Source organism: Achromobacter sp. 413638, assembly GCF_043119405.1.
Taxonomy (GTDB): Bacteria; Pseudomonadota; Gammaproteobacteria; order Burkholderiales; family Burkholderiaceae_B; genus Achromobacter.
The window spans coordinates 1-15737 of the sequence record NZ_JBICCO010000006.1; the positions used below are offsets into that span (position 1 = coordinate 1).

At 68.8% G+C, this 15737-nt stretch carries 13 protein-coding genes; 11 read left to right on the top strand and 2 right to left on the bottom strand.

Annotated elements, in window-relative coordinates:
- From ACEU5R_RS04080 to ACEU5R_RS04130, 11 genes are all read left to right on the top strand, one after another.
- The coding region (locus ACEU5R_RS04080) for a ribonuclease catalytic domain-containing protein (protein ID WP_392409184.1) at window positions 1-1753 on the top strand (1753 nt) is incomplete at its 5' end.
- A gap of 165 nt (window positions 1754-1918) precedes the next feature.
- The gene (locus tag ACEU5R_RS04085; RefSeq protein WP_103272340.1) at window positions 1919-2632 is read left to right on the top strand and encodes a response regulator transcription factor; all 714 of its coding nucleotides are present in this window, start codon (window positions 1919-1921) and stop codon (window positions 2630-2632) included.
- Window positions 2633-2635: 3 nt separating this feature from the next.
- Window positions 2636-5122 carry an extracellular solute-binding protein gene (locus tag ACEU5R_RS04090; RefSeq protein WP_392409186.1) on the top strand — a complete coding sequence of 829 codons (2487 nt, stop codon included), beginning with the start codon at window positions 2636-2638 and terminating at the stop codon, window positions 5120-5122.
- Between the two features lie 142 nt (window positions 5123-5264).
- The gene (locus tag ACEU5R_RS04095) at window positions 5265-6374 is read left to right on the top strand and encodes an ABC transporter substrate-binding protein (protein WP_103272337.1); all 1110 of its coding nucleotides are present in this window, start codon (window positions 5265-5267) and stop codon (window positions 6372-6374) included.
- 137 nt (window positions 6375-6511) lie between these two features.
- Window positions 6512-8290 (top strand): ABC transporter permease, encoded by a 1779-nt coding sequence (locus ACEU5R_RS04100; RefSeq protein WP_392409188.1) that lies wholly within the window; start codon window positions 6512-6514, stop codon window positions 8288-8290.
- Entirely contained in the window at window positions 8283-9362 is a 1080-nt protein-coding gene (locus ACEU5R_RS04105) for an ABC transporter ATP-binding protein (RefSeq protein ID WP_392409189.1), read from the top strand. Before ACEU5R_RS04100 ends, ACEU5R_RS04105 begins: the two co-directional genes overlap by 8 nt.
- An 87-nt stretch (window positions 9363-9449) precedes the next feature.
- Window positions 9450-10349, top strand: a complete 900-nt coding sequence (locus tag ACEU5R_RS04110) for a TonB family protein (protein ID WP_392409190.1) — start codon at window positions 9450-9452, stop codon at window positions 10347-10349.
- Window positions 10346-11197: a shikimate dehydrogenase gene (gene aroE, locus ACEU5R_RS04115; RefSeq protein WP_103272333.1), complete on the top strand. Its 852-nt coding sequence runs from the start codon at window positions 10346-10348 to the stop codon at window positions 11195-11197. Before ACEU5R_RS04110 ends, aroE begins: the two co-directional genes overlap by 4 nt.
- A 4-nt stretch (window positions 11198-11201) precedes the next feature.
- On the top strand, window positions 11202-11933 hold the full coding sequence (gene mtgA, locus ACEU5R_RS04120; RefSeq protein WP_392409192.1) for a monofunctional biosynthetic peptidoglycan transglycosylase: 732 nt from the start codon (window positions 11202-11204) through the stop codon (window positions 11931-11933).
- A gap of 147 nt (window positions 11934-12080) precedes the next feature.
- Entirely contained in the window at window positions 12081-13259 is a 1179-nt protein-coding gene (lptG, locus tag ACEU5R_RS04125) for an LPS export ABC transporter permease LptG (protein ID WP_103272331.1), read from the top strand.
- A complete protein-coding gene (locus ACEU5R_RS04130) occupies window positions 13256-14089 on the top strand; it encodes a symmetrical bis(5'-nucleosyl)-tetraphosphatase (protein WP_103272330.1) in 834 nt (277 codons plus the stop codon). The genes lptG and ACEU5R_RS04130 overlap by 4 nt, the downstream gene beginning before the upstream one ends.
- A 207-nt stretch (window positions 14090-14296) precedes the next feature.
- Here ACEU5R_RS04130 and ACEU5R_RS04135 read toward each other — a convergent pair whose 3' ends face one another.
- A complete protein-coding gene (locus ACEU5R_RS04135; RefSeq protein ID WP_103272329.1) occupies window positions 14297-15022 on the bottom strand; it encodes an amino acid ABC transporter ATP-binding protein in 726 nt (241 codons plus the stop codon).
- Window positions 15019-15735, bottom strand: a complete 717-nt coding sequence (locus ACEU5R_RS04140; RefSeq protein ID WP_103272328.1) for an amino acid ABC transporter permease — start codon at window positions 15733-15735, stop codon at window positions 15019-15021. Before ACEU5R_RS04140 ends, ACEU5R_RS04135 begins: the two co-directional genes overlap by 4 nt.
- Between the last annotated feature and the right edge of the window lie 2 nt (window positions 15736-15737).

Consider the following 15737-nt stretch of genomic DNA (forward strand, 5'->3'; position numbering starts at 1 on the left):
CCCCCCCCCCGCCCCCCCCCCCCCCGAGGCGCTGGACCTGCAGTTCCTGTGGGAATGCGCGCCCCAGGAGGAATTCGATTCCCCCGCCCTGGCCGCCGATTATTTCGGCCATGCCCCCACGCCGGTCGAACAGGCCGCGCTGCTGATGCGACTGCACGGCGCGCCCGCCTATTTCCACCGCCGCGGCAAGGGCCGCTATCGCCCCGCCCCGCCCGACATCCTGGCCGCCGCGCTGGCCGCGCTGGAGAAAAAGCAGCGTCAGGCCGAGCAGCAGCAGGAATGGGTCGATGAAATGGCCGCCGGCCGCCTGCCCGAGGAAATCGCCCAGGCGGCGGAATCGCTGCTGGTGCGCCCCGACAAGAATTCCCAGCAGTGGAAGGCGCTGGACGCGGCCTGCGCCAAGCTGGGCAAGACGCCCGACCGCCTGCTGCTGGACCTGGGCGCCTGGCCGCACGCACTGGCGCTGCACAAGCGCCGCTTCCTGGCGGTGAACTTCCCGCGCGGGCTGGCCTTCCCCGACCTGCCGTTGCCCGCCATCGAGCGCGAGCTGCCGCTGGCGGACGCCGAGATCTATTCGGTGGACGACATCACCACCACCGAAATCGACGACGCGCTCTCGGTCACCACGCTGCCCGACGGCAAGCTGCGCGTCGGCGTGCACGTGGCTGCGCCGGGCCTCCTGGTCACGCGCGACAGCGAGTTCGACAAGCTGGCGCGCGCGCGCCTGTCCACGGTCTACATGCCGGGCGACAAGATCCCCATGCAGCCGGACAGCATCATCAGCGCCTTCTCGCTGGACGCCGGGCGCGCGGTGCCGGCCCTGTCGCTGTACGTGACGGCCGACCCCGAGACCGGCGAGGTCCTCGAATCGGAAACCCGCCTCGAACGCGTGATGGTGCGCGAGAACCTGCGCCACAACATGCTGGACGCGCAGGTCACCGAAGCCAGCCTGGCCGATCCCGCCGCCGAACTGCCTTATGGCCATTGGCTGCGCCCGCTCTGGAAGCTGGCGCAGGCGCTGTCGGCGCAGCGCGAGAACGTGCGCGGCAAGCCCGAAAACAACTCGCGCGTCGAATACAGCTTCTACCTGGACGGCAACCCCGACGACCCGGACACCCCGGTGCGGCTGGTGCCGCGCCAGCGCAACGCGCCGCTGGACCGCATGGTGGCCGAGTACATGATCCTGGCCAACAACCTCTGGGGCGGACTGCTGCACCAGCACGGCGTGCCCGGCATCTACCGTTCCCAGCAGGCCGGCCGCGTGCGCATGAGCACGCAGGCGCTGCCGCATGAGGCCATCGGCGTGCCTCAGTACGCCTGGAGCACGTCACCGCTGCGCCGCTACGTGGACCTGGTCAACCAGTGGCAGCTGATCGCGGCGGTCGAGCACGGCGTGTCGGCGCGCCTGGTCGCGCCCTTCAAGCCGCGCGACGCCGACCTGTTCGCCATCATCGGCGCCTTCGACGCGCAATACGCGACCTGGGCCGAATTCCAGAGCGCGATGGAGCGCTACTGGTGCCTGCGCTGGCTCAAGCAGCACAACATCACCCGCACCGTGGCCCATGTGCTGCGCGACGATCTGGTGCGCTTCGGCAACGCGCCGCTGGTCACCCGCGTGGGAGGCATGCCCGAGCTGGAACGAGGCACCGCCGTGGAGATCGACATCCTCGGCATGGACGAGCTCTCGCTCGAACTGGACTGCCGCTATCTCGGCCAGCTGGCGCCCGCCGCCCAGGCGGAACCGCAAGCCTGACCGCGCCCCGCTCCGGCGGGACGGCGGCCCGCGACTGCCCGCAGCCGCCGCGCTGCCGGTACACTTCCTCCCAAAAAGCCCCGCGCGACGCGGACCGCTGCCCGCCCCGGGCGGCGGCCGCCTTGCCGCCCGCGGCACAGAACAATCATCAGATGGAGGAACGACATGCGCATTCTGCTGGTCGAGGACAACCTCGACCTGGGCGATGCCGTGGAAAGCAAGCTGCGCCTGGCCGGCCACAGTGTCCAATGGGCGCGCGACGGCCTGACGGCGTTGCGGCGCGGGCTGGACGAAACCTGGGACGCGCTGGTGCTGGACATCAACCTGCCCGGCAAGGACGGTTTCTCGGTCATCCGCGAACTGCGCGCGGCCGGACTGGAAGCGCCCGTGCTGGTCATGACCGCGCGCGCCGAGATCGAGGACAAGATCGACATGCTGGACCTGGGCGCCGATGACTACCTGGTCAAGCCTTTCGACCTGCGCGAACTCGAAGCCCGCCTGCGCGCATTGATGCGCCGCCCCGCCGGCCAGACCAGCAGCGTCACGACCTACGGCAACCTGGGCCTGGATCTGGCCGCCCGGGGCGTCAGCGTGGACGGCGCACCGGTGGAACTGGGCCGGCGCGAATTCCGCCTGCTGGAGATCCTGCTGGGCAAATTCGGCCAGACCGTGGCCAAGGAGCGCCTGATGAACCAGCTCTTCGACCTGGACGACGGCTCGCTCAATGCGCTGGAACTGCTGATCTCGCGCCTGCGCAAGAAGCTGGCGGGCGCCTCGGTGGATATCGTCACCGTGCGCGGCGTCGGCTACCTGGCCCGCCTGCACGAGACGCCTGCCGCTCAGAACGACGCCGGCGCCGGCCCGTCGACCCCGGGCTAGGCGATGAAGCCGGCCGCAGGCTTCTCGATCCGCCGCCGGGTGTTCGCGCTGGGCGTGGCGCTGCTGGCCTGCGCCCTCATCGGTCTGTTCTTCTTCCTGCGCGGCTACGCCCAGCGCGCCGCCGAGCAGGCCTTCGACCGCCTGCTGGCGGCGTCGGCGCTGACCATCGCAGGCTCGGTCCAGATCGAGGATGACGGCGTGACCGTGGAGCCGCCCGTTTCCTCGCTGGCCATGCTCTCCGGCAGCGAACGGGTGTTCTACGAGGCACTGGCCTCGAACGGCCGGCTGATCACCGGCTACGGCGACCTGGCGCCCGGCCTGCCGCTGGCGCAATCAGCCACGCCGGTCTACGACTATCTGAACTATCACGATGAACCGGTGCGCGTGGCCACCGTGGGCAGGCTGGTATCCGCCAGCCAGCACGCCGGCTGGGTGACGGTGCGCGTGGCCGAGACGCTGGGCTCGCGCCAAGCCTTGGCCGACGAGATCCTGGGCCGCAGCGTGCTGCCGCTGGTGGCGGTGGCGCTGGTGGCGCTGGGCCTCTTGTGGTTCGGCGTGCAGCGCGCCTTCGCGCCCCTGGCCGTGGTCGAGCGCGAGCTGCGACGGCGAGCGCCGGATGATCTGCAACCCGTCTCCGCGCCGGTGCCACAGGAAGTCAGCCGGCTGGTCGAGGCGCTGAACGCCTTCATGCACCGCCTGTCCGGCCTGATGAACACACTGAACACGCTGGTGGCCGACGCCGCCCACCAGGTCCGCACACCGCTGGCCTCGCTACGCGCGCAGGCCGAGGTCGCGCTGGAAGAACCCGACCCCGAGCGCCTGCACGCCCGCATCCAGCGCATCCACCAGAACGCCACGCATGCCAGCCAGCTGATCAACCAGCTGCTGATGGACGCCACCATCACGCACCGGCTCGGCAAGGGCGCGCGCGCGCCGGTCGGCGTGGCCGAGGCGGTCAATGAAACGCGCCGCCGCATCGGTCCGCTGGAAGCGCGGCGACTGCGCATCGACATCGCGCCCGAGGTGCGGCGCGCCCGCATCGCCGGCGACCGCGTGGCGCTGCGCGAAATGCTGCGCAATCTGGTCGACAACGCGCTGCGCTACGCCCCCGACGGTCCGGTGGACATCCAGGCCACGCCGGTGGCCGGCTACCGGGTGGCGCTGACCGTGTCCGACCGCGGCCCCGGCATCGCCGACGATGAAAAGGAGGCCGTGCAGCAGCGCTTCACGCGCGGCCGCGCCGGCGAATCCCTGCCGGGCTCGGGCCTGGGCCTGGCGATCGTGCGTTCCGTGGCCGTCGCCCACGGCGGCTCGCTGTGGCTGCAGGACCGTCCCGGCGGCGGCCTGAGCGCGCGCGTCATCCTGCCGCTGGCGCGCCATCACGCGGGCCGCAAACTCGCGGCCTGGCTTGGCGCCGCCTGCGTCGCCGGCCTGATGCTGGCCGGCGCGCCCGGCGACGCGCGGGCCGCCGGCATCCCGGAGACCGTGACCCGCTATCCCGCGCCGCAGCCGTCGGCGCGCGTGCTCACCATCGCCGGCCCGACCGACACGCCAGTAGTGGCGCCGCTGATCCAGGGCTTCCAGTCGCAGCGGCCGGACGTGAACGTGGTCTACCGGGAAATGGGCAGCCGCGAACTGTACGAAGCCATGATCGCGGGCGAGCTGAAGGACGTGGATGTGCTGATGAGTTCGGCCGCCGACCTGCAGATCCGCCTGGCCAACGACGGCTACGCGCAGCGCTATGCCTCGCCCTACGCCGCCAAGCTGCCGTCGTGGGCGGTCTGGCGCAACGAGGTCTACGGCTTCACCTTCGAGCCCGCCGTCATCGTCTACAACCCCAGGCGCTACACCGAGGCCACGGTGCCGCGATCGCGCCAGGACCTGCTGCGCGCGCTGGAGCGCGACAAGGACAAGCTGCACGGCCGCGTCGGCACCTACGACATCTCGGCCAGCAGCGTGGGCTACCTGATGGCCGAGCAGGACGAACTGGTCTCGTCCAACTTCTGGGGTCTGGCCAACGCCTTCGGCCAGGTGGGCGTGCGCCTGGCCGCCACCAGCGCCGAGATCCTGGACGCCATCGAACGCGACGAACTGGACCTGGGCTACAACATGCTGGGCTCCTACGCGCTGTCGCGCCAGGCCGCCGGCAGCGACATCGGCGTGGTCTTCCCGCAGGACTATGTACTGGTGCTGGCGCGCTCGGTGCTGATCGCGCGGCGCGCGCCCAACCCCGACCTGGCCCGCCAGCTGGTCGACTGGCTGCTGTCGCCGGCCGGCCAGCAGGTCGCCTCCAGCCACGCCGCGCTCGGCTCCATCATGGAAGACACGCCGGGTCGCTGGACTTCCGAAGCGGTGCTGGCGCGCTCGCGCGGCATCGTGCAGCCCGTGGTGCTCAGCCCCGCCCTGCTGGTGGGCCTGGACCAGCGCCGCCATTCGCGCTTCGTGCAGAACTGGATCCGGTTGGTGACGGATACGCCGCCGCACAAGTGATGTGCCACCGCGACAATTCCTAGGGTTTTCCCCTGGCTCCGGTGCACGTCCATGACAGGACGCCGACAGACGCCGCCTCCTAAGATGCCCGCAAGCCGGACCGAGAGTCCGCTCGTACAACATCCCTCTGGAGACGACACCCATGCTTGCCCAGTCCAAACTGGCGGCGCCGCGCGCCGCCCTGCTCGCCGCCACCTTCGTCCTCGCCGCCGGCAGCGCCTATGCGCAACAGGTGCCGGCCGGGTATCCCGCCGACTACCAGAAGATCCTGGACGGCGCGAAGAAGGAAGGCAAGGTCATCATCTATTCGACCACCGACACCAAGGCCGCCGGCCCCATCATCAAGGGCTTCGAGGCGCTGTACCCGGACGTGAAGGTCGAATACAACGACATGAACAGCACCGAGCTGTACAACCGCTACATCAGCGAGCAGGCCGCCGGCGGCAGCAGCGGCGACATCGTCTGGAGCTCGTCGATGGACTCGGCGCTGAAGCTGGCCACCGACTACGCGATGCAGTACAAGTCGCCCGAGATCGGCAAGCTGCCGGCCTGGGCCGTGTGGAAGGATTCGGCCTACGGCACGACCTTCGAGCCGGCCGTGTTCATCTACAACAAGCGCCTGATCCCGGCCGCCGAAGTGCCCACCACGCACGGCGCGCTGGCCAAGCTGATCGCCAGCCAGCCGGACAAGTTCAAGAACAAGGTCACCACCTACGACATCGAGAAGTCGGCCGTGGGCTTCATGCTGGCCGTGCAGGACAAGGCCAATGATCCCAAGTACTTCGACACGCTCAAGGACATCGCCAAGGGCGGCCTGATCGTGCAGTCGTCCACCGGCACCATGATGGAACGCGTGTCCTCGGGCGAGAACCTGATCGGCTACAACATCCTGGGTTCGTACGCCGAGACCCGCGCCAAGAACGATCCGTCGCTGGGCATCGCCTACCCGACCGACTACGCGCTGGTGCTGTCGCGCGTGGCCTTCATCAGCAAGAAGGCCAAGAACCGCAACGCCGCCAAGCTGTGGATGGACTACATGCTGTCGCAGAAAGGCCAGGACATCATCGCCAACCAGGCCGACCTGGCCTCGGTGCGCGACGACATCCCCGGCGACAACGACGTCGACGGCATGACCAAGAAGCTGGGCGCCTCGCTCAAGCCGATCCCGGTCAACGAAACGCTGCTGGACTACCTGGAGCAGAACAAGCGCCTGGAATTCATCAAGCAGTGGCGCGCCGCGGCCGGCAAATAAGCCCGCCGCCGCCGGGGCGCGAGCGCCGTCCCGGCAGCGCCTGACACGCGTCGGGCGGCGACCCGCCGCCCCAGCCCCGCCGCCACGCCCGCCCCGCCGGCGGCGCGGCCCGCGTACCCCGAACACAGGATTTCCCCATGCAGTCATTGCGCAGAAAATGGCAGTCCCTGCCGCGCGGCGTGGTGGTGCTGATCACGGCCCTGGCCATCTACGTGCCGCTGTCGTTCATCATCATCCAGAGCTTTCTGTCCGCGCCCTTCTTCTCGCCGTCCAAGGTCTTCAGCCTGGACGCGTTCCGCTTCATCTTCGCGGATTCCGATTTCTACAAGGCGCTCAAGAGCGGCTTCATCCTGGCCTTCGGCCTGGCCGCCATCGCTATTCCGCTGGGAGGCATGCTGGCCTTCCTGATGATCCGCACCGACCTGCCGGGCCGACGCTGGATCGAGCCGCTGATCCTGGTGCCGATCTTCGTGTCGCCCATGGTGCTGGGCTTCGGCTACGTGGTGGCCGCCGGCCCGGTCGGCTTCTTCTCGACCTGGGCGCAGAGCCTGCTGGGCTTCGTGCCCTGGAACGTCTATTCGCTCACCAGCATCGTCATCATCGCCGGCCTGACCCACGTACCGCACGCCTACCTGTACATCTCGTCGGCGCTGCGCAGCATGGGCTCGGACGTCGAGGAAGCCGCCCGCGTGACCGGCGCCTCGCCGCTGCGCGTGATGGTCTCGGTCAGCCTGCCGATGGTGCGGCCGGCCATGCTGTACGCCACGGTGCTGCTGTTCTTCCTGGGCCTGGAGGTGTTCGGCCTGGTGCTGGTGCTGGGCGACCCCGAAGGCAACCTGGTGCTGGCGACCTACCTGTACAAGCTGACCAACAAGCTCGGCATCCCGTCCTACCACCTGATGGCGGCCGTGGCCGTGGTGCTGATCTGCATGACCATTCCGCTGGTGATGCTGCAGCGCCGCCTGATGCGCACCGCCAACCGCTTCGTCACCGTCAAGGGCAAGGCCTCGCGCGCGCGCCCGCTGCCGCTGGGCAAGTGGCGCTGGGTGGCCGGCGCGGTCGTCGCGTTCTGGCTGCTGGTCACCATCGTGGTGCCGCTGCTGGGCGTGCTGCTGCGCGCCTTCGTATCGAACTGGGGCATGGGCGTGTCGCTGCTGGACGTGCTGTCGCTGGATGCATTCCGCACGGTGTTCTCGCAGCCCAACCTGATGCGCGCCATCGTCAACTCAATCGCCATCGGCGTGTTCGGCGGCGCGCTGGCCGTGTTCTGCTACACCTTCGTGGGCCTGGCCATGCACCGCAAGCCGGACAACGTCACGCGCTTCATGGACTACAGCGTGCTGGTGCCGCGCGCGGTGCCCGGCCTGCTGGCCGGCCTGGCCTTCCTGTGGGTGTTCCTGTTCGTGCCGATGTGGCTGGACAACGCGCTGGACGCCGACCTCGGCGGCTGGCTGTCGGGGCTGCCCTTCGCCGAATGGCTGCGCGAGAACTTCATCGAGTGGCTGCGTTCCATGCGCAGCACCATCTTCAGCGTGTGGCTGGCCTACACCGTGGTCTGGATGGCCTATGGCCTGCGGCTGATCTCGTCGACGCTGCTGCAAGTGGGTCCCGAGCTGGAAGAGGCCGCCCGCAGCGCCGGCGCGCGTCGCGGCCAGGTCACACGCCACGTGACCGTGCCGCTGGCCAAGTACGGCCTGATCGGCTCCTGGCTGCTGATGTTCCTGATCTTCGAGCGCGAATACTCCACCGGCGTCTACCTGTTGTCGCCCGGCACCGAGACCATCGGCTCCATGCTGGTGTCCTTGTGGGCCTCCGGCGCCATCGACATCGTGGCCGCGCTTTCCTTCATCAATATCGTTCTGGTCGTCATCGGCCTGGGCATCGCCCTGCGATTCGGAGTCAAACTTCATGATTGAGCTTTCTGTTGAAGACCTGCACCTGGACTACGGCGACAACCCGGTGCTCAAGGGCGTGTCGATGCAATTGCGCCAGGGCGAAGTGGTGTCCCTGCTGGGCCCGTCCGGCAGCGGCAAGACCACGCTGCTGCGCGCCGTCGCCGGCCTGGAAGGCCCCAAGCGCGGCCGCATCACCATCGGCGATCGCGTGGTCTACGACGGCGCCGCGCGCCGCGAGATCCCGGCCGAGGAGCGCAACCTGGGCCTGGTGTTCCAGTCCTATGCGCTGTGGCCGCACAAGACCGTGTTCGACAACGTCGCCTACCCGCTCAAGCTGCGCAAGACGCCGCAGGCCGAGGTGCGCGAACGCGTGCAGGCCGTGCTGGACCAGCTCGGCCTGGGCAAGCTCGGCCAGCGCCATCCGCACCAGCTGTCCGGCGGCCAGCAGCAGCGCGTGGCCATCGGCCGCGCGCTGGTGTACAGCCCGCCCGTGATCCTGCTGGACGAACCGCTGTCCAACCTGGACGCCAAGCTGCGCGAAGAGGCCCGCGCCTTCCTGCGCGAGCTGATCGTGCGCCTGGGCCTGTCGGCGCTGATGGTCACGCACGACCAGAGCGAGGCCATGGCCATCTCCGACCGCATCCTGCTGCTGAACAACGGCAAGATCGAGCAGCAGGGCACGCCCCAGGAAATGTACGGCTCGCCCAACACGTTGTTCACCGCCGAGTTCATGGGCAGCAACAACCGCCTGAGCGGCAAGGTCGCCGAACTGCGCGACGGCCAGGCCCGCATCGAGGGCGCCGGCTGGGCGCTGTGGGGCAAGGCCGCGCCCGGACTGACCGCCGGCCAGGACGCCACCGCCGTGATCCGGGTGGAACAGGTGCGCCTGGCGAACGATCCCGACGGCAATCACCTGGAACTGCCGCTGGTGACCAGCATGTACCTGGGCGACCGCTGGGAGTACGTGTTCCGCGGCGCACAGGCCGATCCGGCCGCCCTGGCGCTGCGCGCCTACGGCGCCGAGGGCCGCGAACCCGGCGCCTGCCGCCTGGCCCTGCCGGCCCGGCACGTGTGGGTGTTCCCCAATCAGTAATCGGCCCGCCCAGGCAGACGCCGCCGCCCGTGGCGGCGTCCGTCCCTGACACACGGCGGTAAGCTGCGCCGGGCTTACAATGCCTGCGTGCAAAGCCTTGCTGATTCCCCCTCCCCGCCGAGCCGTTTCCTGCGGTGGCTGGGCGCGCCCGCCCAGCACTACCTGCGCATCGGCCTGGCGATCTCGCTGTTGGTGCACGCCGGCGCGCTGGCGTGGCGCTTTGGCGCGCCCGCCCTGAGCAAGCCCGCCTCGCCCAGCCTGGAAGTGCTGCTGCTGAACGCCCGCAGCGAAACCCCGCCCGAAACGCCTCGCGCCCAGGCCCAGAATCAGATGAGCGGCGGCGGCAACGCCGACCGCGGCCTGGCCACCACCCCGCTGCCCCAGACCGGCGCCTCGGCCGAGACCATCGTGCTGGAAGCCATGCGCAAGCGCCAGGTCCAGCTCGAGGCCGAACAGGCCCGCCTGATGACCCAGCTGCAGGCCCGCGACAAGGCCGGCGCCGAGCGCCAGGCCGTCAATCCCTGGCCAGACGGCGCCGACCATGGCCGCGACGCCGAGGAGCAGGCCAGCGTGATCCAGAATTCCCAGGTGGCCGCCCTGGCCGCCCGCGTGCAGCAGTACAGCGCGGAACCGCGCAAGCAGTTCGTGGCGCCCTCGGCCGAAGCATCACGCTACGCCGCCTACCTGGACGCCTGGCGCACCCGGGTGGAGGCCGTGGGCACCCAGCACTACCCGGACGAGGCGCGCGGACGCATCTACGGCTCGCTGCGCCTGACCGTGTCGGTCCGCGCCGACGGCAGCATCGCCGACGTCGAGATCGACGAGCCGTCCCCGCACGCGGTGCTGAACCAGGCCGCGCGGCGCATCGTGCAGCTGGCCGCGCCGTTCCCGCCCTTCCCGCCCGAGATCGCGCGCGACACCGACGTGCTGGTCATCACGCGCAGCTGGCACTTCGTCAACGACACCCTGGAAACCCAAGCCCCATGACCGAGGCCCGCTACGCCGTGATCGGCAACCCGATCGCCCACAGCCGCTCCCCGCAGATCCATGCCATGTTCGCCCGCCAGACCGGCCGGGCGCTGCGCTATGACCGGCTGCTGGCGCCGCTGGACGGTTTCGTGGCGGCGACGACCGCCTTCGTCGCCGAAGGCGGACTGGGCCTGAACGTGACGGTGCCCTTCAAGCAGGAGGCCTGCGCGCTGGCGGCGGGCAACCTGTCCGACCGCGCCAGGCTGGCCGGCGCCGTCAACACGCTGTCCTGGCGCAACGGCGCCTGGCACGGCTGCAACACCGACGGCGTGGGCCTGGTGTCGGACCTGCTGCGCCTGGGCCTGCGCCTGGACGGCGCCCGCGTGCTGCTGGTCGGCGCGGGCGGCGCAGCCCGCGGCGTTCTGCAGCCGCTGGCGCAGGCCGGCTGCGCCCGCATCCATATCGTCAACCGCACCGCCGCCCGCGCGCTCGAACTGGCCGAGGCCTGGCGCGCCAGCGGGGCCGGCCTGCCAGTCCAGGTCACGGCCGGCACGCTCGCCGAGGCGGCAACGCCCGGCGGCTGGGACGCGGTCATCAATGCCACCGCCAGCGGGCTGGCCGATGCCGCCCCCGACCTGCCCGGCGGCCTGTATGCCCCCGGCGCGCTGGCCTACGACATGATGTACGGCGCCGCACCCACCGCCTTCATGAAGCAGGCCGGGGCCGACGGCGCCGCGCGCACGGCGGACGGCCTGGGCATGCTGGTGGGCCAGGCGGCCGAGAGCTTCCATATCTGGCACGGCCTGCGGCCCGATCCCGAGCCCGTGCTGGCGGCGCTGCGCGCCGATCTGGCTGCGGGACGCTGAAGGCATGGCGGGCCGCGCCGGCAAGGGCCGCAGGTCCTGGTTCCGGATCATCACCGGCGTGATGATGGCGCTGGTCTGCGCCGTGCTGCTGTACCAGTTCTGGCTGTTCGGCCTGGTGGTCTGGTACAAGTACCAGAACCCCGGCGCCAGCGCGGTGATGCGCGAGGAGTACGCGCGGCTCAGCGAAGGCCACGCCGACTTCCGCCTGCAGCATGAATGGGTGCCCTACGACAAGATCAGCAACTCCCTGAAGCGCGCGGTCGTGGCGGCCGAGGACTCGAATTTCACCGAGCATGACGGCGTGGAATGGGAGGCCATCCGCAAGGCCTGGGAATACAACCAGAAGCAGGAAGAAGCCGGGCACAGCAAAATGCGCGGCGGCTCCACCATCACCCAGCAGTTGGCCAAGAACCTGTTCCTGTCGAGTTCGCGCAGCTATGTGCGCAAGGGTCAGGAACTGGTCCTGACCTACATGATCGAACACGTCATGAGCAAGGAACGGATCCTGGAGTTGTATCTGAACGTGGCCGAATGGGGCGTGGGCGTGTTCGGCGCCGAAGCGGCCGCGAAGCACTATTTCAACACCTCCGCCGCCGGCCTGGGCGCCAGCCAGTCGGCCCGCCTGGCCGCCATGCTCCCCAACCCGCGCTTCTACGACCGCAACCGCAACTCCAACTATCTGAACTCGCGCGTCGGCGTGCTGACCCGCCGCATGCAGATGGTCGATATTCCCTGAACAGGACCCGCCCCCGCCGAGGCGAACCCGCCCGCCCCTCCCCCCGAAACTCCCGGCAAAAAATATTTCCGGCGCCGCCCCCCATGCCGGGCGGCCGGATTTGTTAAGCTTTCACGTTTACGCGCTTTTCTCAGACCGTCCTTTTTCATGCGTACCGCCCGTCGCTACCTGGCCCGCGAAATCTATCGCTCCTGCGCTGTGGTCCTTTTGGCCCTGCTGGGCCTTTTCACGTTCTTCGCGATGGTGGACGACCTGGACAACGTGGGCGAGAAGTTCACGATGATGGCGCTGCTCTACATGCAGGCGCTGGCCCTTCCCACCCGCCTGTACGACCTGCTGCCCATCGGCCTGCTGATCGGCGCCATCCTGGCGCTGGCCGGACTGGCGCAGCGCAACGAACTGGTGATCCTGCGTGTGTCCGGCGTCAGCGGCATGCGCCTGCTGCGCATGCTGTGGATCGTCACCATTCCGCTGATGATCGGCGCGGCGCTGCTGTCCGAATACGTCACGCCCTGGGCCGAGATGAAATCCGGCGAAGCCAACCTGGCCCTGCGCGGCAAGGCGGGCGGCGACCGCCTGAACAGCGGCTACTGGTTCAAGGAACCCACCGCCAACGGCGGCACCCGCATCATCAACATCGGCGACCTGAAGGGCGATGGCCAGGTGGCCAACATCACGCTGTACGAGTTCAAGAAGAACCTGACGCTGTCGGTGCTGTCGACGGCGCCCGTCGGTGTGTTCTCCCATGGCGACCTGGTGCTCAAGGACGTGTCCGAGACCCGCCTGGACGACGAGGCCGCCGACGCGCTGGCCAACGCCCGCCCCCCCAAGAATCCGCCGGCCGCCGTGGTCAAGGTGCCCGAGCGCACCATCGACACCACGCTGAGCGCCGAGCGCCTGATCGCCCGCGTGCTGACGCCCGAGCGCATGTCCATCGTGACGCTGCTCGACTATGTGGATTATTTGCGCAACAACCAGCTTCAATATGGTCGACAGGTCGTGGCCCTGTGGCGCAAACTGGCGTATCCGTTCACGCTGCTGGTCATGATCACCATCGCCGCCCCCATCGGCCTGATGCAGACGCGCCGGGGCGGCGTGGGCGCGAAAGTCTTCATCGGCATCCTGCTGGGTGTGGGCTTCTTCATGCTGAACCAGCTGGCGTTGAACGTGGGCATGTTGGGCAAGTGGCCGCCCTGGCTGACCGCCTTGGGCCCGAACATCGGGGCCATGATCCTCGCCTTCGGCGCCATGTCCTACATGGAATACCGCCACGCCTTGGCGCGGTTCTTCCAACAACGCTGGCCCTGGAGCAAGAGTCCCGCATGAACGGCAGTATCTGGATGATCGGCGACGTGCAGGGTTGCTGCTCGCCGCTGGATCGCTTGCTGTCCCATCCCGAGCTGGCGGGCGATCCGCACTCGCGCCTCTGGTTCGCCGGCGACCTGGTCAATCGCGGCCCGGATTCGCTGGCCACCCTGCGCCGCATCATCGACCTGGGCGACCGCGTCACCGCCGTGCTCGGCAACCACGACCTGCACCTCCTGGCCGCGGCCGCCGGCGTGCGCAAGCCGTCCAAGTCCGACACGCTGGAGGACATCCTCCGCGCGCCCGACGCCGCCGCCTTGATCGACTGGCTACGCTTTCGCCCGCTCGCGCATTTCGAGCAGAACCACCTGATGGTCCACGCCGGCACGCTGGCGAAATGGGACGTGGCCAAGACCCTGGCGCTGGCCGGCGAGGTTCAGGACGCGCTGCGCGGGCCGAACTGGCAGAAGGCGCTGCAGAAGATGTACGGCAACGAACCGGCCACCTGGAAGGAAGACCACACGGGCGGCAAGCGCATGCGCGTCATCATCAACGCGCTGACCCGCATCCGCCTGTGCACGCCCAACGGCCACATGGAATTCGCCACCAAGGTCGCGCCCGGCGCCTGGCCGCCCAACCTGATGCCCTGGTTCGACGTGCCCAATCGCGCCACGCGCGACGTCACCACCGTATTCGGCCATTGGTCCACGCTGGGCCTGCTGCTGCGCCCCGACGTGATCTGCCTGGACACCGGCTGCGTCTGGGGCGGCGCGCTGACCGCGCTGCGCCTGCAGGACCGCAAGCTGGTGCAGGTGAAGTGCTCGCGCTTCCAGGATCCGAATTCGGACTGAACCCGGGCCGGCGCCCCTCGACGCCGGCTTGTGCCGCAAGACACCCTAGTGTGCTGTCCCGTAGGTACGTCCGCCTGACGAAATTCATCCATAGACGTCAGGGCTAGGCGCAAACCGCAGTGATACCCGTAGGTATCACGAGGATTTGCAACGACGCCATGGCGGCTAGGGGTGGATTTCGTGCGGGCGTATCTGCGGGACAGCACACTAGCGCCGGATCTCGGCCAGGAAACGACGCGCCCGGTCCGATTCCGGCGCGGTGAAGAAGCGCTCCGGCTCGGCCGTCTCGACGATACGTCCCTCGTCCATGAACCAGACCGTGTCGGCCACCTCGCGCGCGAAACCCATTTCGTGCGTCACGCACACCATGGTCATGCCGTCGCGGGCCAGCCCTTTCATCACCTGCAACACCTCTCCCACCATCTCGGGATCCAACGCGCTGGTCGGTTCATCGAACAGCATCACCGGCGGATTCATGGCCAGCGCCCGGGCGATCGCCACGCGCTGCTGCTGGCCGCCGGACAACTGCGCGGGATAGGCGTCGGCCTTGTGCGCCAGGCCGACGCGTTCCAGCAGCGCCATGCCGCGCTCGCGCGCTTCGCCACGGCGGGCGCGTTTGAGCATCAGCGGCGCCAGCGTCAGGTTGTCCATGACAGACAGGTGCGGGAACAGGTTGAACTGCTGGAATACAAAGCCGATATGGCTGCGCAACGCATCCAGCCGCTGGTCGGCGCCGTGGATATCCTTGCCGTCCACTTCGATCCGTCCCTGCTGGATCGGTTCGAGCCGGTTGACCGTGCGGATCAGCGTGGACTTGCCCGAACCCGATGGGCCGCAAACCACAACCACTTCGCCGCGACGCACCTGCGCGCTCACATCGGCCAGCGCCTGATAAGCGCCATACCACTTCTGCACCTGGAAAAACCGGATCATGCGGACACCGTTCTAGAGACTGGCACGAGCCCCGCGCGGCGCCGGCCGATGCGCAGCTCGACCAGCCGGACCAATGAACTCAGGCCGAAATTCAGGATGAAATAGGTCAGCGCCAGCAGCGCGAATACCTCGAAGGGCTTGGTCAGCAGCACGCTGTTGACCTGGTTCGCGGCATAGGTCAGCTCCTGCACGCTGATCACGTAGGCCAGTGACGTCTCCTTCACCGTGGAGACGAACTGGCTCAACATGCTCGGCAACATGTTGTAGAGCGCCTGCGGCAGGATCACGCGGCGCATGGTCTGCAGGTATGACAACCCCAGCGCGCGGCCCGCCTCCTGCTGCCCCGACGGCAGCGCCTGGATGCCGGCGCGGATGATCTCGGCCAGATAGGCGCTTTCATAGCAGACCAGCGCCACCACCATGGTGGTGGTGCCGGCCACCGGTCGGCCGATGACGATCGGCACGAAGAAATACGCCCAGAAAATGAACATCAATAGCGGCAGGCCGCGCACCAGCTGCACCACGGCGGTCGCCGGCCAGCGCAAGCAGCGCCACGGACTGATGCGCCCCAGCGCCAGCAGCACGCCGCAAGGCAGCGCCAGGACCAGGCTGATGGCCGCCAGGCCCAGCGTCGCGGCCAGCCCGCCCAGCGGCCCGTGCGGATATTGCCCGATCAACAGCAGCAGCCAGTTGTCTTTCAGGATGTCCCACATGG